This window comes from Acidovorax sp. LjRoot38, assembly GCF_964252975.1.
Classification (GTDB): domain Bacteria; phylum Pseudomonadota; class Gammaproteobacteria; order Burkholderiales; family Burkholderiaceae_C; genus Acidovorax; species Acidovorax facilis.
Map to the genome: position 1 here is coordinate 1 of NZ_CAXUPT020000009.1, position 18,353 is coordinate 18,353.

At 64.9% G+C, this 18,353-nt stretch carries 15 protein-coding genes; 12 read left to right on the forward strand and 3 right to left on the reverse strand.

What is annotated here, in order from left to right:
* The first annotated feature begins 215 nt into the window (after positions 1-215).
* Complete coding sequence (locus ACSQ22_RS16800; protein WP_228898880.1) at positions 216-1,199, forward strand: tripartite tricarboxylate transporter substrate binding protein; 984 nt, start codon at positions 216-218, stop codon at positions 1,197-1,199.
* A gap of 36 nt (positions 1,200-1,235) precedes the next feature.
* Here the strand turns inward: ACSQ22_RS16800 and ACSQ22_RS16805 are convergent, their stop codons facing one another.
* A complete protein-coding gene (locus tag ACSQ22_RS16805) occupies positions 1,236-2,081 on the reverse strand; it encodes a MurR/RpiR family transcriptional regulator (RefSeq protein ID WP_055394300.1) in 846 nt (281 codons plus the stop codon).
* Between the two features lie 229 nt (positions 2,082-2,310).
* On the opposite strand from ACSQ22_RS16805, the gene ACSQ22_RS16810 reads away from it, so the two are divergent.
* The 4 genes from ACSQ22_RS16810 to tal all read left to right on the forward strand — a co-directional run bounded on the left by ACSQ22_RS16810 (position 2,311) and on the right by tal (position 7,744).
* Positions 2,311-3,339, forward strand: a complete 1,029-nt coding sequence (locus ACSQ22_RS16810; protein ID WP_121507513.1) for an ABC transporter substrate-binding protein — start codon at positions 2,311-2,313, stop codon at positions 3,337-3,339.
* Positions 3,340-3,438: 99 nt separating this feature from the next.
* Positions 3,439-5,577, forward strand: coding sequence for an ABC transporter permease (locus tag ACSQ22_RS16815; protein ID WP_370449771.1), 2,139 nt, complete (start codon positions 3,439-3,441; stop codon positions 5,575-5,577).
* Between the two features lie 129 nt (positions 5,578-5,706).
* On the forward strand, positions 5,707-6,789 hold the full coding sequence (locus ACSQ22_RS16820; protein ID WP_121422351.1) for an ABC transporter ATP-binding protein: 1,083 nt from the start codon (positions 5,707-5,709) through the stop codon (positions 6,787-6,789).
* Between the two features lie 7 nt (positions 6,790-6,796).
* A complete protein-coding gene (tal, locus tag ACSQ22_RS16825) occupies positions 6,797-7,744 on the forward strand; it encodes a transaldolase (RefSeq protein ID WP_121422352.1) in 948 nt (315 codons plus the stop codon).
* Between the two features lie 926 nt (positions 7,745-8,670).
* Here tal and ACSQ22_RS16830 read toward each other — a convergent pair.
* Together ACSQ22_RS16830 and ACSQ22_RS16835 are read right to left on the reverse strand one after the other, a co-directional pair.
* On the reverse strand, positions 8,671-10,065 hold the full coding sequence (locus ACSQ22_RS16830) for a sensor histidine kinase (protein ID WP_121422354.1): 1,395 nt from the start codon (positions 10,063-10,065) through the stop codon (positions 8,671-8,673).
* 280 nt (positions 10,066-10,345) lie between these two features.
* Positions 10,346-11,065 carry a response regulator transcription factor gene (locus ACSQ22_RS16835; protein ID WP_055395176.1) on the reverse strand — a complete coding sequence of 240 codons (720 nt, stop codon included), beginning with the start codon at positions 11,063-11,065 and terminating at the stop codon, positions 10,346-10,348.
* Between the two features lie 224 nt (positions 11,066-11,289).
* Between ACSQ22_RS16835 and ACSQ22_RS16840 the strand changes: the two genes are divergently transcribed.
* The 7 genes from ACSQ22_RS16840 (at position 11,290) to gloA2 (ending at position 18,327) form a co-directional block, all read left to right on the forward strand.
* Positions 11,290-12,540 (forward strand): ABC transporter substrate-binding protein, encoded by a 1,251-nt coding sequence (locus ACSQ22_RS16840; protein ID WP_436130992.1) that lies wholly within the window; start codon positions 11,290-11,292, stop codon positions 12,538-12,540.
* 123 nt (positions 12,541-12,663) lie between these two features.
* Entirely contained in the window at positions 12,664-13,782 is a 1,119-nt protein-coding gene (locus ACSQ22_RS16845; RefSeq protein ID WP_121507506.1) for a carbohydrate porin, read from the forward strand.
* 121 nt (positions 13,783-13,903) lie between these two features.
* Positions 13,904-14,785: a carbohydrate ABC transporter permease gene (locus ACSQ22_RS16850; RefSeq protein WP_121422357.1), complete on the forward strand. Its 882-nt coding sequence runs from the start codon at positions 13,904-13,906 to the stop codon at positions 14,783-14,785.
* Complete coding sequence (locus ACSQ22_RS16855) at positions 14,775-15,644, forward strand: carbohydrate ABC transporter permease (protein WP_121422358.1); 870 nt, start codon at positions 14,775-14,777, stop codon at positions 15,642-15,644. The genes ACSQ22_RS16850 and ACSQ22_RS16855 overlap by 11 nt, the downstream gene beginning before the upstream one ends.
* A gap of 8 nt (positions 15,645-15,652) precedes the next feature.
* Complete coding sequence (locus tag ACSQ22_RS16860) at positions 15,653-16,720, forward strand: ABC transporter ATP-binding protein (protein ID WP_055395136.1); 1,068 nt, start codon at positions 15,653-15,655, stop codon at positions 16,718-16,720.
* 201 nt (positions 16,721-16,921) lie between these two features.
* A complete protein-coding gene (gene glk, locus ACSQ22_RS16865; protein ID WP_121422360.1) occupies positions 16,922-17,899 on the forward strand; it encodes a glucokinase in 978 nt (325 codons plus the stop codon).
* Complete coding sequence (gene gloA2, locus ACSQ22_RS16870) at positions 17,896-18,327, forward strand: SMU1112c/YaeR family gloxylase I-like metalloprotein (protein WP_436130993.1); 432 nt, start codon at positions 17,896-17,898, stop codon at positions 18,325-18,327. The genes glk and gloA2 overlap by 4 nt, the downstream gene beginning before the upstream one ends.
* The last annotated feature ends 26 nt before the right edge of the window (positions 18,328-18,353 follow it).

The window sequence follows — 18,353 nt, forward strand, 5'->3', positions numbered from 1 at the left end:
GCTGAGGCACCGATCTTCAGCGTGGCCGACTATGGGCTGGCGGCGGATCTGTTCACGGCCGTGCCGGAGTTGACCAAGGCGCTCTGAGCCCCCGTAGATCAAAAGCACAGCCCAATCGATGCGGGTTGTTTGCTATTGAAAATATAGCTGCCAGTGCTTATTGAATAAGCGATGGGCCTATTTTTTGCACCTATAAACCAGCAGGAGACAAAACCATGAGCGCATCCCTTTCCCGTCGCAGCCTCGTCCAGGCCACTGGCGCAGCGCTGGCCAGTGCGGCACTGCCAGCACTGGCCCAAGCCACTTGGCCCAGCCGCCCGATTCGCATCGTCGTGCCATACACGGCGGGCGGGTTTACCGACCAGATGGCGCGTCTGCTGACTTTGGGCCTGCAAAAGCAGTTCGGACAGTCGGTTGTCATCGACAACAAACCCGGCGCCAACAGCATCATCGGCGTGGATGCCGTCGCCAAGTCCGCTCCGGACGGTCACACCTTTGGCGTGGTCATTCCGGCCTTTACCGCCAACACCACGCTCTACCCCAAGCTGCCCTACAACCCGCGCAAGGACCTGGTGGGGGTGTCGCTGCTGGGTGTTTCTCCACTGGTGGCAGCGGTGGCCCCCAATGCACCGTTCAAGACGGTGAAGGAACTCGTGGCCTATGCCAAGGCCAACCCGGGCAAGGTGAGTTTTGCCTCGTCAGGCACGGGCTCTGCCGCGCACCTGACCAGCGAGTTGCTCAAGTCACTCACCAAGACCTTCATGGTCCATATTCCCTACCGCGGCGCCGCGCCGGCGCTGACGGATTTGCTCGGCGGCCAGGTGCCTTTGTTCCTCGACCCTCCGCCCAACCTGATTCAGCCCGCCAAGGCAGGCCGCATCACCCTCATCGGCGTGGCCAGCGAAAAGCGCTTGCCCATGTTGCCCGACGTGCCGACCTTCATCGAGCAGGGCGTGCCCGGCATGCTGGGCAGCACCTGGGCCAGCATGATTGCTCCCGCCGGCACGTCGCGCGACGTTGTCAAGCGCATGTCGGACGCCGTGAACGCCATCATCCAGAGTGAAGAGACCAAAGCCAAGCTCGAAACCATGGGTACCTTCGGAGAGGGCACCACACCGGAGGCGTGCGATGCCTTCTTAGCTGCTGAAACGACCAAGTGGGGCAAGGTGATCCGCGACGCGGGTGTCACGCTGGACTGAGAAGGTGTGCACCCGGCCTGGCCTGACGGCCAGGATTTACGCGTAGCGCTTGGCCCGCAGGTTCTCTTTCATCTGCTGCAGGATTGGCTGCAGCGAGCTGCCAATGCGCAGCGCCACGCAGGTGGCCAGCACGTCGATGATGAGCAGGTGCATCAGCCGCGACACCATGGGGCTGTAGCGGTCGTAGCCCTCGGGGTGGTCGGCGGCCAGGTGGATCTGGCAGGTGCTGGCCAGGGGCGAGCCGCTGGCGGTGATGGCGATGGTGGTGGCGCCGTTCTTGCGGGCGATGTCGGCGGCGTCCATCAAATCGCGGGTGCGGCCCGAGTTGGAGATGATCACCGCGCAATCGCCCGGGCCGAGCAGGGTCGCGCTCATCACCTGCATGTGGCCGTCGCTGGTGGCAATGGACGTGACGCCCAGACGGAAGAACTTGTGCTGCGCGTCCTGTGCCACGATGCCCGAGTTGCCCACGCCGTAGAACTCGATGCGTTTGCCGGTTTTCCAGGTGGCTGCAATCGCCTCGGCCGCACGCTCCAGCGCCACGGTGCTGGCGGCATTGCGGTATTGCAAAAAGGCCGCCACGGCGTTGTCCACCACCTTCACCAGCACGTCGCCGGTCTTGTCGTCGGCGTCCACGCTGCGGTGGATGAAGGGCACGCCTTCGCTCACGCTGCCTGCCAGCTTGAGCTTGAAATCTGCCAGTCCGTCATACCCCATGCTGCGGCAAAAGCGCACCACCGTGGGTTTGCTCACGTGCGCGCGTTCGGCCAGTTCACGCACGGGCAGGCGTGCAAAAGTGCGTGGGTCGGTTAGCACCAGCCGGGCAACGCGCTGTTCGGCGGGGGCCAGGGAGGGCAGGGAGGCGGTGATGCGGTCGAGCATGTCTCAGTCAGGGTGTGCAGCGCGGGCTGCTCAGGTGAGGCCTTCGAACAGGTTTGGGGGAACCATTCTTAATGTAACTTGGTTCCCAAGGCGGCGGGGAGAGCGCCATCCCCGCCTTTCAACCTGCTTGCACCCGGTCTGGGAGTTTCCCCCCTGACCCTGGCCTGCCTGCAGGACTAGCATCCTTGCATCGCGTTAATCACGTTATCCAGATACTGAGGAGACTCCCATGCGCAAACCTTTGCTGACGAAACTTCTGGCCGGCACGGCCCTGGTGGCGGCCGCTTCCGGCAGCTGGGCCCAGGGCCAGGTCAACATCATCTGTTCGGTGCAAGCCGAGTGGTGCAACCTGATGTCCACGGTGTACGCCAAGACCACAGGCACCAAGGTCAACATGACGGCCAAGGGCTCAGGCGAGGCGCTGGCGCAGCTCAACGCCGAGCGCGCCAACCCAAAGACCGACATCTGGTTTGGCGGCACAGGCGACCCGCACCTGCAGGCGGCCGAGCAGGGCCTCACGCTCGAATACAAATCGCCCCAGTTGCCGCAGCTGTACCCCTGGGCGCAAAAGCAGGCGGCGGATTCCAAGTACCGCACGGTGGGCGTGTACTTGGGCCCGCTGGGCTTTGGCTACAACAAGGAGCTGCTGGCCAAGCGCAAGCTCAACCCCCCGCAGTCGTGGGCTGACCTGCTCAAGCCCGAGTTCAAGGGCGAGGTGCAGATGGCCAACCCGGCATCGAGTGGCACGGCCTACACCATGATCGCTACGCTGGTGCAGATCATGGGCGAGGAAAAGGCGTTTGAATACCTCAAGGCCCTGCACCCCAACATCAGCACCTACACCCGCTCGGGCACGGCGCCCGTCAAGGCGGCCGCCCGGGGCGAGACCACGGTGTCGGTGAGCTTCGTGCACGACGTGACCACTGAGGCGGTCAATGGCTTCCCCGTGGGCTCGGTCACGCCTTCGGAAGGCACGGGCGCCGAGGTGGGCTCCATGAGCATCGTCAAGAACGGCCCCAACACCGAGGCCGCCAAGAAGTTCTACGAATGGGCACTCACGCCAGGCGGCCAGCAGTTTGGCCTGGCGGCCAAGCAGTTCCAGCTGCCCAGCAACACGCAGGTGCCCAAGGACCCGCGCATGACCGACCCTTCCAAGATGAAGCTCATCAACTACGACTACGCCAAATACGGCGCCAGCGCCGAGCGTCGCCGCCTGATTGCGCGCTGGGAAAAAGACGTGCAGAACGCGGCGCGCTAAGGGGTGGTGGTGTCGGCAGCAGCAGCGGCGGCGCACGCAACCCTCCGAACCACAGCACCCAGCGCCTCGGTCAACCGGCCCTTGTGGGTCTGGCTGGTCGTGGGCGTGCTGGGTTATCTCGTGTTCCCCTGGTATGCGCAGCAGGATGCCAATGGCCTGCTCGCGGTGGGCCAGGTTTTCAGCGGCGAACAGGCGGCCAACGGGCTCATGCAGGCGGCATTGTTTGGTCGGCCCTGGCTCTGGCTAGGCCTGGCCGGTCTGGCCGTGGCGGGGCTCGGCGCCTGCCTGCCTGCGGGACGCAAGCAGGGCGCCGTGCTTGCGGCGGGGGGCGCGCTGGGGCTTGTGGCCTTGTTGCTCAGTGGCTTTGCGATTGGCGCACGAGGCTGGGCCTTTGAGTGGATGAACACCAGCCTGGGTGAACTGGGCGCGCGCCAGCCCGGCATGGGCTGGGGCGGGTTTGTGGTGTTGTCAGCACTGCTGGTGCTGCTGTCGTTCGGCGTGGCACGGCGAGGATTTTTCAAAGGCGATCTGTTCGTAGCGGCTGCGGTGGTGGGCTGTGGAAGCCTGCTCGCGCTGTTCATCGTGTTCCCGGTGCTCAAGGCGTTGTCGGCTGCGTTTTTTCTGGAGGATGGCCCGTTCTCGCTGGCCGTGGTGTGGGAGCGCATTGCGCACGAGCGCAACTTTGGTCTCTCGTGCCTGGCGGGTGGCCAGCGCTGCGGCGTGGCCTGGAACACGCTGTTCCTGGGGCTGATGACCGCCACCAGCACCACGCTGCTGGGCACTTTCATGGCGCTGATGGCCGAGCGCGCGTCGCGCCGCTATGCGCGGCCGCTGAACATCGTGGCGCTGCTGCCCATCATCACGCCACCGTTTGTGGTGGGCCTGGGGCTCATCCTGCTGTTTGGCCGTGCCGGGGTGTTCAACCAGTTTCTGGAATACGCGTTCGGCATCACGCCCACGCGCTGGTTCTACGGCTGGCTGGGCATCTGGGTGGCGCAGACCTTTGCGTTCACGCCCATCGCCTTCATGATCATGCGCGGCGTGGTGCAGGGCGTGGCGCCCAGCCTGGAAGAAGCCGCACAAACCCTGCGCGCCAGCCCGCACCGCACTTTCATGACCGTGACCCTGCCGCTGCTCAAGCCCGGCCTGGCCAACGCGTTTTTGGTGGGCTTCATCGAAAGCATGGCCGACTTCGGCAATCCCATCGTGGTGGGCGGGCAGTTCTCGGTGCTCTCGACCGAAATCTTCTTTGCCATCGTCGGTGCGCAGTACGACCAGGGGCGTGCCGCGTCGCTGGCCTGGATCCTCACGTTCTTTGCGCTCACGGTGTTTGCCATTCAGCGCGGGCTGCTGGGCAAGCAGAACTTCACCACTGTATCGGGCAAGGGCGATGCGGGCATCGCCATGCCGCTGCCGACGGGCGTGCGCCGCGTGGTGCACTCGATTGCACTGCCCTGGATGGCGTTCACCCTGATCGTGTACCTGTTTGCGCTGGCCGGTGGCTTTGTGCAGACCTGGGGGCGCGACTACACCATCACCCTGGCGCATTTCCGTACCGCGTTCAGCGTGGAATGGGGCGAGTTTGGTGTGGTGTGGGCGGGCACCGCGTGGAACTCGTTTTTCACCACGCTCAAGCTCGCCGCCATCTCGGCGCCGCTCACGGCCACGCTGGGCATCGGCATTGCGTGGCTGCTGGCGCGCACCGAGTTCCGGGGGCAGGGCGCGTTCGAGTTTGCAGCGCTGCTGGCGTTTGCCATTCCCGGCACGGTGCTGGGCGTGAGCTACATCCTGGCGTTCAACGTGCCGCCGTTCGAGCTGACGGGCACCGCCCTCATCATCGTGTTGTGCTTCATGTTCCGCAACCTGCCGGTGGGCGTGCGGGCGGGCACGGCGGCGTTCAAGCAGCTGGACCGTTCGCTGGACGAAGCCTCCGTGATGCTGCGCGCAGGCAGTGTGCAGACCCTGCGCCATGTGGTGCTGCCGCTGCTCAAGCCTGCGCTGGTGGCGGCGCTGGTCTACAGCTTTGTGCGCGCCATCACCACCGTGAGTGCGGTGATCTTCCTGGTCACGGCCGAAAACGAGCTGGCCACCACCTACATCATTGGCCGCGTGGGCAATGGCGACTATGGCGTGGCGCTGGCGTACTGCACGGTGCTCATCATCCTCATGTCGGCCTCCATCGGGCTCATTCAGCTGCTGGTGGGTGACCGCAAACTCGGTCGGCGCGGTGGCTTATGACCCCCCTGAGTCGCCTTCGGCGCCTTCCCCCCAGGGGGACAACGCCTCGCTGCGGGGCGGCCCTTGCTCGGCGTCCCACGCCTGGATCGCGCCAGTTGCCAGGCGCAATCGTCAATTGAAAAGACAACCATGAACAACAACGACGCGGGCATCGTGTTCCGCAACATCACCAAGCGCTACGGCAGCGACAGCAGCGCTGCCCTGGCCGTCAAAGGCATCAGCTTTGAGGTGCCGCGCGGCACGCTCACCACCATCCTCGGCCCCTCGGGCTGCGGCAAGACCACCACCTTGCGCATGATCGCGGGGCTGGAGTCGCCCACCTCGGGCGAGATCTTCATTGCCGGCAAGGACGTGACCACACTCGGCCCCGCGCAGCGCAACGTGAGCATGATGTTCCAGAGCTACGCGCTGTTCCCGCACATGAACGTGGTGGAAAACGTGATGTACGGCCTGCGCATGTCGGGCCAGCCCAAGGAGCAGGCACGCACCAAGGCCGTGGAGGCGCTGCGCGGCGTGGGCCTGGTGGGCTATGACGACCGCCTGCCCAGTGAACTCTCGGGCGGCCAGCAGCAGCGCGTGGCCCTGGCCCGTGCGCTGGTGCTGGAGCCCGAGGTGCTGCTGTTCGACGAGCCCTTGTCCAACCTCGACGCCCGCCTGCGCCGTGAGATGCGCGAAGAGATCCGCGCGCTGCAGCAGCGCCTGTCGCTCACGGTGGCTTACGTCACACACGACCAGGCCGAGGCCATGGCCGTGAGCGACCAGATCATCGTGATGAACCAGGGCTTGATTGCGCAGAAGGGCTCGCCGCGCGCGCTGTACGAAACCCCGCACAGCGAGTTTGTGGCCGGTTTCATGGGCGAGGCGATGCTGTTCCCCGCCGTGGCCGACGCTGACGGCACGGTGGCACTCGGCCCGCTGGTGCTGCGCCCCCGCATGGCGGTGAAGAGCGGCCCGGTAAAGGTGGCGGTGCGGCCGGAGGCCTGGCGTATTCACCGCCAGGGCGCGGGCCTGCTGCCCGCCCGGCTGGACAAGCGGGCCTACCTGGGCGCGGTGCACGAATACACCTTTGACACCACGCTCGGCCACATCTTTGTGGTGTCGTCCGACCTGGATGATGTGCTGGCCGTGGGTGATGACGTGCAGCTGAGCCTGGGTGTCCACGGCGTATCGGTGGTTGGTAGTACCGAAGGTGCCCAACGTGATGCGGAATAATGGCGCCATGAACCAACTCGACGCCCTCAAACAGTTCACCACCGTGGTTGCCGACACCGGCGACTTTCTGCAACTGGCCCAGTTCCGTCCGCAGGACGCCACGACCAACCCTTCGCTGATACTCAAGGCGGTGCAAAAGCCAGAATACGCGCCCCTGCTCAAGGACACCGTCGCCAAGTGGCAAGGGCGCGCCATGGACGAGGTGATCGACCGCCTGCTGGTGCGTTTTGGTTGCGAAATCCTGACCCACGTGCCCGGCCGCGTCTCCACCGAAGTGGATGCGCGTCTGAGCTTTGACACCAGCGCCACCGTCACGCGCGCCGAGCGCATCATCGAGCTGTATCAGGCCGAAGGCATCCACATCGACCGCGTGCTCATCAAGATCGCGGCCACGTGGGAGGGCATCCAGGCCGCTGCCCAGCTGGAGCGCAAGGGCATCCACACCAACCTCACGCTGCTGTTCTCGTTCGCCCAGGCCGTGGCTTGCGGCCAGGCCAAGGTGCAGCTGATTTCCCCGTTTGTGGGCCGCATTTACGACTGGTACAAGAAGCAGGCGGGCGCGAGCTGGGACGAGGCTGCGCGTGCCGGGGCCAACGACCCGGGCGTTCAGTCCGTCACGCAGATCTACAACCACTACAAGCGTTTTGGCATTGCCACCGAGGTGATGGGTGCAAGCTTCCGCAACGTGGGCCAGATCACGGCGCTGGCTGGGTGCGACCTGCTGACCATTGCGCCGGAGCTGCTGGCGCAGCTGGCGGCGAGCGATGCGCCGTTGCAGCGGGCGCTGGATGCTGGCGTTGCGAAGGGGATGGATCTGCCAGCGGTGAACTATGACGAGGCGGGGTTCCGTTATGCGCTGAACGAGGACGCGATGGCGACGGAGAAGCTGGCCGAGGGGATTCGGGCGTTTGCGGTGGATGCGGTGAAGCTGGAGAAGCTGATTCTGGCGGCTTGAGGTCGGAGTTTTTAGTGGTTTTGGCGGCTGGCGCTTGTTTAGTAAGCGCCAGCCGCTATTGTTTTTATAGCTCCTCAGTTTGCCCCATACCGTTCGGGCTGAGCTTGTCGAAGCCTTGGCGCGCTGGTTTGAAAAGCATGCTTGTGTTGAGGGCGGAGGCCGGGTTGTCGCCCCGGCGGGCGACTCACTTTTCTTTGCTTCGCCAAAGAAAAGTGAGCAAAAGAAAGGCGCCCCCCAGTCTGCGACCCCTGCGCTTCGCTACGGGGTAAACCTGCGTCGGGGCGGTTGCTGGGTGCGCCGTGGAACTCGCTTTGCGCTGGCGCGCGCCGCTCGGACAACCACGGCGAGTCAGTTAACGAGGCATGGGCGCTCCGACGCCCATGCTCACCCCCCAACCGCCCCGCCGCAGGCGCAGCCAACAGGGGGTTGGGCAGCCGAACATCCACACGGGCCATTGCTGCGCTCGGCCCAGGTTGCGCAGCAATGGCCCGTGTGGATGTTCTGGGTTCCCTTCTGGATGCGCCTGGGGCGCGCAGGGCGCGGGGTGGCGCGTGTGCCGAAGGACACACGCGCTTCGTGAACTGACTCACCGCAGTTGTTCGAGCGGAGCGCCGCAGGCGCGCAGCGAGTTCTGCGGTGCACCCCGTGACCGAGCACCCTAGGTTGCCCCGGAGCGAAGCGCAGGGGTCGCAGACAGCAGGGTCGCCCTTTCTTTGGTGACTTTCTTTCGGCGACGCGAAAGAAAGTTACTCGCATGCCGGGCGACTCCCGGCCTTCGCCCTTGACCCAAGCACGCTGCATAAACCAGAGAACGAGCTTGCCCTTGCTTTGACAGGCTCAGTCCGAATGGTACGTGCAAGATGCTATGAAAAAAGCAGCTTCCCGCGCTCGTAGGTCAAGCGCCAGACCCCAAAAAAACCAAAAATTCACCCCGCAGGCAGCCGCATCCCAACCCGCAACCCCCTAGGCACCACCCCCTCCGCCACCGTCCGGCCGCCATGCCGCAGCGCGATCTCTTCCACGATCGACAGCCCGAGCCCACACCCCCCCGCCTTGTCCGACCCGCGCCAGAAGCGCGCAAACAGATCGCCCAGGTGTTCGGCTGGCACGCCCGGTCCGTCGTCCTCCACCAGCAGCAAGGCCCAGCGCCCGGGCTCCTCGTGGCCAACACGCACTGTCACCGTGGCGCCGGGGCCTGCGTAGTGCAGTGCGTTGTCGATGAGGTTGTTGAGCGCCTCGCGCAGCAGCACCGGCTGGCCTTGCACGGGCAGGCTGTCGTCACCCTCGTAGCCCAGGTCCATGCCCTGCGCCAGGGCGCGGGCTGCCCATTCGCGAGCGACTTCGCGGGCCAGGCAGGCCAGGTCGATGGCCTGCATCTCCACGTTCGATTCGGAGCGCGCCAGCTGCAGCAGCTGGTGCACCAAGTGGGCGCTGCGCTGGGCGGCCGAAAGCACTTTCTGCAGCCGTTCCTGCACGGCGGGCTCATGGCTTTCGTGCAGGGCCAGCTCGGTCTGGCCGATGAGCCCGGCCAGCGGGGTGCGCAGTTGGTGCGCAGCGTCGTTGAGAAAGCGCTTTTCCTTTTGCTGGCCGCGCGCCACGGTCTCCAGCAGCCGGTTGATGGTGCTGGCCAGCGAATGCACCTCCTGCGGAGCCGAGGTCAGCTCGATGGGGGGCAGCGGTGTGGTGCCAGCCTGCGGCAGGGCGCCGGCGCGCTCGATCTGGGCCTCCAGGCGCTTCAAGGGCTGCAGGCCGCGCAGCACGCCCGCATACACCACGGCGCTCAGCGCCAGGCCCATCAGCCCCATGGGGAACACCATCTGCTCCAGCAGCTCCTGCGCGATGCGCTCGCGCACGGTGAGGCTCTGCGCCACCTGCACGCGCAGGGTCTGGCGCGTCTGGGGTGTGCCGTAGTCCACGTCCAGCAGCGCCACGCGCACGGGGCGGTCGTCCACGCGGGCGTGGTACAGGTAGGGGTCGCCTACGCGCACCTCCACGGGCGGCGGCGGGGGCAACTGGGCATTGCCCAGCAGAAAGCGGCCGGGCGGGGACGAGACCATGTAGGTGATGCGGTCGGCCGGGTCCTGCTCCAGGATGTCCTGCGCGGCCTTGGGAAAGTCCACCAGCAACCCGTCCCCGATCGGCTTGATCTGCCGCGCGAGCGCTCGCACCGACTGCGTCAGCGTCTGGTCAATGCCCTTCTCGCCGTTCTGCAGCGCAATGCGCCACGCCAGAAACCCGCCAGACAGCCACAACACCAGCTGCGGCAGCAACAGCCACAGCAGCAGCTTGCGTTGAAGAGAAACCCCCGGTACGTGGCGCATGAATTACCAATACAAGTTTGTCTGATGGAAGACTTGCCGCAGAGGGAGTATTCGCCCTGAGGTTGTCGAAGGGCTGTTTGCAAAAACACTCCCCGGCTTCGACAGGCTCAGCCCGAACGGGTGGGGGCAATTTGGGTGATGCAGCCAGTCAAGTGAGTTTGCGGCACAGCGGGCGAAACCGGTGCGGCCTGGCCAGGGCCGCCGCGCAAGGGCCGCCCCGCCGCGCTGGCGGCGTCCCCCTGGGGGGAAGGCGCGCAGCGACTCAGGGGGGCACTCCACTTCACGGCCTGTTCAGCATGTACCCCAGCCCCCGGATGTTGCGGATGGCCAGCGGCGAGGTGTCGAGCTTCTTGCGCAGGCGGTGCACATACACCTCCAGCGCGTTGGAGTTGAGCGGGGGCGCGGCGGTTTGTCCGGGCTCCGGGGGGCTGGCGCGCCAGGCGGCCAGCACATCGTCGCGCGTGACGACTTCGCCACAGCGGTTGACCAGCAACTCCAGCAGCTCCCATTCGCGCTGGGTCAGGTCGAGCAGGTCGCCATTGAGCGCCGCCGAATGGCTGGCGTGGTCCAGCACCAGCGGGCCGATGGTGGTGCTGGCGCCCCCTGCGGCGCTGCTGGCCTGGGTAAAGGCGGGCTGGCGCGCACGGCGCAGCATGGCCTGCAGGCGGGCCTGCAGCTCCTGCATGTTGAAGGGCTTGGTGATGTAGTCGTCAGCCCCGGCATTGAGACCCAGCACGCGGTCTTCCACGCCATCGCGCGCGGTCAGAATCAGCACGGGCAGGCCGGCAATGTGGGTGCGCGCCCAGGTCAGAAGCTCCATGCCGTCGGCGCCGGGCAGGCCCAGGTCCAGGATGATGCCGTCCACCGCCTGCGACTGCAGCAGCGTGGTGGCCTCGGCCACACTGGAGGCCGTGTGCACGCCGAATTCCAGCTGCTGGAGCTGGCCAGTCAGCGCGTCCAGCAGCAGGGCATCATCTTCAACAATCAGTATCGTGGCCATGGGATTGAGCATAACAAAGCACCCCGCCAGCGGCTCCTGCAGCACGGCAATGCTTGCACCCGCAGCGGTTGGTAATTCAATAACGGGCCAATGGCGTTGGTATGTAACCCACACCCGGGAAAGCCCTGATATGTTCATTAATTATTGTAATTAAAGTACCGACTGCGCTGAACAGCACCGGATTGCGGCGCACCAACGGATTCAAACATCGAGGAGACACGGGTATGTGGAAGATGACAAAAATCGCCGCAGTGGCGGTGGGCCTGGCGGCAGCGATGTCGGCCAGCGCGGGGGAGGTGGAGGTCCTGCACTACTGGACTTCGGGCGGCGAAGCCAAGTCGGTGGCCGAGCTCAAGAAGATCATGCAGGGCAAGGGCCACACCTGGCGCGACTTTGCCGTGGCCGGTGGCGGTGGCGACAGCGCCATGACCGTGCTCAAGAGCCGCGTGATCTCGGGCAACCCACCGTCGGCTGCGCAGACCAAGGGCCCGGCCATTCAGGAGTGGGCGTCCGAAGGCGTGCTGGCCAACATGGACACCCTGGCCAAGGCTGAAAAATGGGATGACCTGCTGCCCAAGGTGGTCGCCGATGTCATGAAGTACAAGGGCGCTTACGTGGCCGCCCCGGTCAACGTGCACCGTGTGAACTGGATGTGGGGCAGTTCCGAGGCCCTGAAGAAGGCTGGCGTGGCCGCCATGCCCAAGACCTGGGACGAGTTCTTTGCGGCAGCCGACAAGCTCAAGGCCGCAGGTCTGGTGCCCGTGGCCCACGGTGGCCAGAACTGGCAGGACTTCACCACGTTTGAATCGGTGGTGCTTGGCGTGGGTGGCCCCAAGTTCTACCAGGACGCCTTGGTCAAGCTTGACGACAAGGCCATCAACAGCGACATCATGAAGAAGTCGCTGGAGACCTTCCGCCGCATCAAGGGCTACACCGACCCCGGCGCCCCTGGCCGCGACTGGAACCTGGCCACGGCCATGCTGATCCAGGGCAAGGCAGGCTTTCAGCTGATGGGCGACTGGGCCAAGGGCGAGTTCCTGGCCGCAGGCAAGGCGCCGGGCAAAGACTTCCTGTGTGCTGCTGCACCGGGCTCGGCCAACGCGTTCACCTTCAACGTCGATTCGTTCATTCTGTTCAAGCTGAAGGATGCTGCCGCACAGAAGGCGCAGAGCGACCTGGCCAGCGCCATCATGAGCCCGGCTTTCCAGGAAGTGTTCAACCTGAACAAGGGCTCCATCCCCGTGCGTGCGGGCCAGCCCATGGACAAGTTTGACGACTGCGCCAAGGCCTCGGCCAAGGACTTTGTGGACACCGCCAAGAGCGGGGGTCTGGTGCCCAGCGCGGCCCACGGCATGGCAATTGCCCCGGCCACCGAAGGTGCCATCAAGGACGTGGTCAGCCAGTTCTGGAACGACGACAAGGTCAGCGTCGCCGATGCCATGAAGAAGATCGCGGCCGCCGCGAAAACCAAGTAAGCCGTGCAAGACACACGCGCACACACGCAATAAAACCAACCCCAGAGGGATCCCATCATGAAGACAAGAAACCGCCTTACGGCGGTGGCTTTGGCCGCCGCATGCGCGAATGGCGCCTTTGCTATGGATGTAGCAGGCTTTGAGTTCAACGGTTACTCGCGGGGCGGCCCGGTGTTCAACCACTCCGACGGCGTCAAGGGGAACCTTTCGCTGGGTGGCGAACTGCAGAAGTACCGCCTGGGCAACGAGGGTGACAACGGCATCGAAGTCAACTTTGCACGCGGTTTTGAAGCCGGCGGTGTCAAGTGGAAGGTCAACTACATGCCCGCCAAGTGGGGCAGTGGCGACATCAGCACCGAACAGGCATTTGTGGAAATGAGCGGCTTCTCGTTCTCGCCCGAAGCCAAGTTCTGGGTCGGCCAGCGCCGCCTGCGGATCCAGGACGTGCACATCGTCGACTACTTCCTGCTGAACTACGGCGACAACATCGGCGCCGGTGTGACCGATGTGCCCGTCGGCGGCATGAAGCTGGGCCTGGGCGTGTTCACCGGCGACAAGTTCGACGGTGGCCTGCCCAACAACGTGAAGGCACACCGCATCAACGCCGACCTGTCGGAGATCAACACCAACCCGGGTGGCAAGCTGCGGGTGCTGCTGACGGCGGTGGGGGGCAAGGGCCAGGTCAATGGCGGTTCGGGCTCGGGCATCTCCTTCATGCACACGCAAAAGGAATTCCTGCTGCCCAGCATCACCAACACGCTGTACCTGCAAACATCGCGGGGCCATGCGCGCATCGACGGAGAGTTCGAGGCCATCGAGGGCACCAGCGCTGGCAAGCGCGCCACCCGCATCGCCGACTCCATCAATTGGCAAAGCGGCCCGTTTGGTGGTCAGGCCCTCATTGGCTACCAGACCAACAAGGCTGATCTGACGGGCGTGGAGACCAAGGACTTCTCGCTGGGCGGCCGTGGCTCCTATGCGTTCACCAAGAACTTCAAGGGCCTGGTGGAACTGTCCACCACCACCCGCAAGGGCACTGGTGCTGACCAGCGCCTGTCCAAGGTCACGCTGGCGGGCGCCTTGGCCCTGTCGGAAGACTTCTGGTCACGTCCCGAGTTGCGTCTGTACGTGACCAAGGCCAACTGGAACCAGGCAGCGGCACTGGCCAATGCCGCAACTTTTGGCGCCAATGGCAAGACCTCGCGCACGCTGGTGGGCGTGCAGTACGAGGTGTGGTGGTGATCCGTTGAGTAGGTAGTGAGTTAGCGAGTTAGTCAGAGGTTACTTTGTTCATTTGGGGGGCACTCCTGCGTGTCCCCCGCTTTTTTTACATGCAGGACGATGACAAACACATACCGTGGCCATGAGCAAAAACACGTTTGAAACATGGCTGCCCAAGCTGGTCGTGACACCGGCTTTTGTACTGGGCTTTGCCTTCATCTATGGCCTGATGGTCTGGAATGGCGTGCTGAGCCTCTCCGCATCGCGCATGCTCCCCAACTACGAATGGGTGGGTCTCGCACAATACGAAAAACTCTGGGAGATGGACCGCTGGTGGGTCGCGCTCAAGAACCTCGGCATCTTCGGCGTGGGCTACGTGGGCGGGTCCCTGGCCATCGGCGTCGTGCTGGCCGTGCTGCTGGACCAGAAGATCCGCGCTGAGGGCGCGCTGCGCACCATTTACCTGTACCCCATGGCCCTGTCGTTTGTGGTCACGGGCACGGCCTGGAAGTGGCTGCTGAACCCGGGCCTGGGCATCGAAAAAATGGTGCGCGACTGGGGCTTTCCGAATTTTGAGTTTGGCTGGCTGGTGGACACCGAGATGGCCATCTACTGCGTGGTGATTGCAGGCATCTGGCAAAGCGCTGGTTTTGCGATGGCGCTGTTCCTGGCGGGCCTGCGGGGCATCGACGACAGCATCATCAAGGCCGCGCAGGTCGATGGTGCATCCTTGCCACGCATCTACTGGCGCATCGTGCTGCCCGCACTGCGGCCCGTGTTCTTCTCCACAGTCATGGTGCTGTCGCACCTGGCGATCAAGAGCTTTGACCTGGTGATGGCGCTCACCGCCGGTGGCCCTGGTTTTTCCACCGACGTGCCAGCAACGTTCATGTACACCATGTCGTTCTCGCGCGGCCAGATCGGCCTGGGCGCCGCCAGTGCCACCATGATGCTGGCCACCGTGGCGGCACTGGTCATCCCTTACCTTTACAGCGAACTGCGGACCAAGCCCCATGACCGCTAAGCCCTCCCTCTTTCCGTCGCTCGGCCGCTTGCTGGTCTATGCCGTGCTGGCCCTGGCCACCGCGTTCTTCCTGCTACCGCTGTACGCCATGCTGGTCACCTCGTTCAAGGATGCCGAGGAGATTCGCAGCACCTCGCTGCTGGCGCTGCCCGCTGCGCTGAACGGGGCAGCCTGGGGCACGGCCTGGTCCAGCGCCTGCACGGGCGTGGACTGCAATGGCCTGCGCCCGTTCTTCTGGAATTCGGTGGCCATGGCCGTGCCGGCCGTGATGATCTCCACCGTGTGGGGCGCGCTCAATGGTTATGTGCTGAGCCTGTGGAAGTTTCGCGGCAGCGATGCGCTGTTCGGCATGCTGCTGTTTGGTGTGTTCATGCCGTTCCAGGTGGTGCTGCTGCCCATGAGCCAGGTGCTGGGATGGCTAGGGCTTTCGAGCTCCATCACCGGGCTGGTGCTGGTGCACTGCCTGGCGGGACTGGCGGGCACCACGCTGTTCTTTCGCAACTACTACGCGGCGATCCCGAAGGAGTTGGTGAACGCGGCGCGCATGGATGGCGCCAGCTTCTTCCAGATCTTCTGGCGTATCGTGCTGCCGCTGTCCACGCCCATCATCATGGTCACGCTGATCTGGCAGTTCACCAACATCTGGAACGACTTCCTGTTTGGCGTGGTGTTCTCGGGCACGGACTCGAAGCCCGTGACGGTGGGCCTGAACAACCTGGCCAACACCAGCAGCAGTGTGAAGGCCTACAACGTGGACATGGCGGCCGCGATCATCGCAGGCTTGCCCACCATGGTGATCTACGTTCTCGCAGGCAAGTTTTTTGTGCGCGGCCTGACGGCTGGCGCGGTGAAAGGTTAAGGAAAATCATGGCGTCTTCATTGGACATCGCGGGCATCAACAAGCGCTTTGGCAAGGGTGACAAGAGCGTGGAAGTGCTGCGCAAGATCGACATCCACGTGGCACCGGGCGAGTTCCTGATCCTGGTCGGCCCCTCGGGCTGCGGCAAATCCACGTTGCTCAACATCATTGCGGGCCTGGACGAGCCCACCGAAGGCGAGATCCGCATCGGTGGCAAGAACGTGGTGGGCATGCCCCCGCGCGACCGTGACATCGCCATGGTGTTCCAGAGCTACGCGCTGTACCCCACGCTCTCTGTGGCCGACAACATTGGCTTTGCGCTGGAGATGCGCAAGATGCCCAAGCCAGAGCGCCAAAAGCGCATCGACGAAGTCGCAGCCATGCTGCAGATCAGTCACCTGCTCGACCGCCGCCCCAGCCAGCTCTCGGGCGGCCAGCGCCAGCGCGTGGCCATGGGCCGGGCCCTGGCGCGCCAGCCGCAGCTCTTCTTGTTTGACGAACCGCTGTCCAACCTCGACGCCAAGCTGCGCGTGGAGATGCGCGCCGAGATCAAGCGCCTGCACCAGGCCAGCGGCATCACCAGCGTGTACGTGACGCATGACCAGGTCGAAGCCATGACCCTGGGTTCGCGCATCGCGGTGATGAAGGGCGGCGTGGTGCAGCAGCTGGGCACGCCCGACGAGATCTACAACCGCCCGGCCAATACCTACGTGGCCACCTTCATCGGCTCGCCCACCATGAACCTGCTGCGTGGCGCGGTCACGGGCGGGCAGTTTGGCATCCAGGGTGCGGCATTGAACCTGGCGCCTCCACCATCCAGTGCTAACGAGGTGCTGCTGGGCGTGCGCCCCGAGCACCTGGTGATGCAGGAGACCGCCCCCTGGCGCGGCCGGGTCAGCGTGGTGGAGCCCACGGGCCCGGACACCTATGTGATGGTGGACACCGCCGCAGGCAGCGTTACGCTGCGCACCGACGCCCAGACCCGCGTGCAGCCCGGCGACGCCGTGGGCCTGGCGGTAGAGCCCGCCAACGCCCACTGGTTCGACGCCAAGTCCGAAGATCGATTGACAGGCTGAGCGGTTGGGAGCCCCGGCCCCTGGGTCGCTGCAAGAAGGGGCTTTGGTCTTTGCCCGAAGCGGTAATTCAGGTAAAAAGAGGCTCCAGCGCTTATCTATCAAGCGCCAGAAGCTATATAAATAATAGCATTAGCGATCCGCAGGCCGCCGTCTGCCGCAGGGCAACGGGGGCGTGTGACCTTTGGTTTTCATATTTTTCCCATGCACCCTCAGCGCCTCCTTGCCGACATCGGCGGCACCAATATCCGACTGGCCTGGCAGAACGAACCGGGCGGCCCCTTGCACGACACGCGCGTGTTGCCCTGCGCGCAGTTCCCCACCGTGGATGCTGCGCTGGCGGCCTATCTGACAGAAGTGGGCGTACCCACCCCGCGCGAGGCGGCGTTTGGCATTGCCAACCCCGTCACGGGCGACGCCATCCGCATGACCAACCACAGCTGGAGCTTCTCGCAGCGCGCGGTGCGCGAGGCGTTTGGTTTTGAGCGCCTGGTGGTCATCAACGACTTCACCGCGCTGGCGCTGGCGCTGCCCCTGCTGACGCCCGACCTGCTGCGCCCCGTGGGCGGTGGCGAGGCCGTGCCGGGCGCCGCCATCGCGCTGCTGGGCCCGGGCACGGGCCTGGGCGTGTCGGGTCTGGTCTTCCCGCCGGGGTCCAGCAACGGCGTGCCCCTGTCGGGCGAGGGTGGGCACGTTTCGCTGGCCGCGCAGACGCAGCGCGAATTCGACGTGCTGGCCATCCTGCAAGAACGCTATGGCCATGTGTCCGCAGAGCGCGCGGTATCGGGTGCGGGGCTGGTGGACCTGTACCATGCGCTGCGCAGGCTGGCCCAGCGCGGCGGCAAGGAGATCAGTTCGGCCGCCGAAGTGACCGAGCTGGCACTGCAGTCCAACGACGCCTTGGCGCTGGAGGCGCTGGACCTGTTCTGCGGCTTTCTGGGTAGCGTGGCGGGTAACCTGGCCCTTACCCTGGGCGCGCGCGGCGGCGTGTTCATTGGCGGCGGCATGGTGCCGCGCCTGGGCACGTGGTTCGACAAATCCTCGTTCCGCGCACGGTTCGAGTCCAAGGGACGCTTTCAGCCCTACCTCGCGTCCATCCCCTGCTGGATCATCGACCCGAGCGCCACGCCTGCGCTGTATGGAGCTTCGCGTGCGCTCGATATTGCCGGCTCTGAAGGATGAGCAGCGAAGTTGCCGCACCGCCCGCGCCGGGGCCTGCGCTACAGGTCAGCGGTGTGCACCATGTGGCCATCATCGCCAGCGACTATGTCCGCTCGCGCCGCTTCTACACCGAGGTGCTCGGCCTGCGGGTGGTGCACGAAGTCTTTCGGGCGGAGCGGCAGTCATACAAGCTGGACCTGCAGTTACCCGATGGAACGCAGGTGGAGCTTTTTTCCTTCCCCCATCCACCCAAGCGCCCGTCGTACCCCGAGGCCTGTGGCCTGCGCCATCTGGCGTTGCGCGTAGCCGATATGGAGGCCAGCGTGGGCACGCTGGTAGCGCATGGCGTGGCGGTGGAGCCGGTGCGGGTCGATCCGTTTACCGGCGCGTTGTTCACCTTTTTTGCCGACCCTGATGGGTTGCCGATCGAGCTGGTCGGGCCGGCCTGACCGGCGCAGGTTCTCCTTCGTTGTCC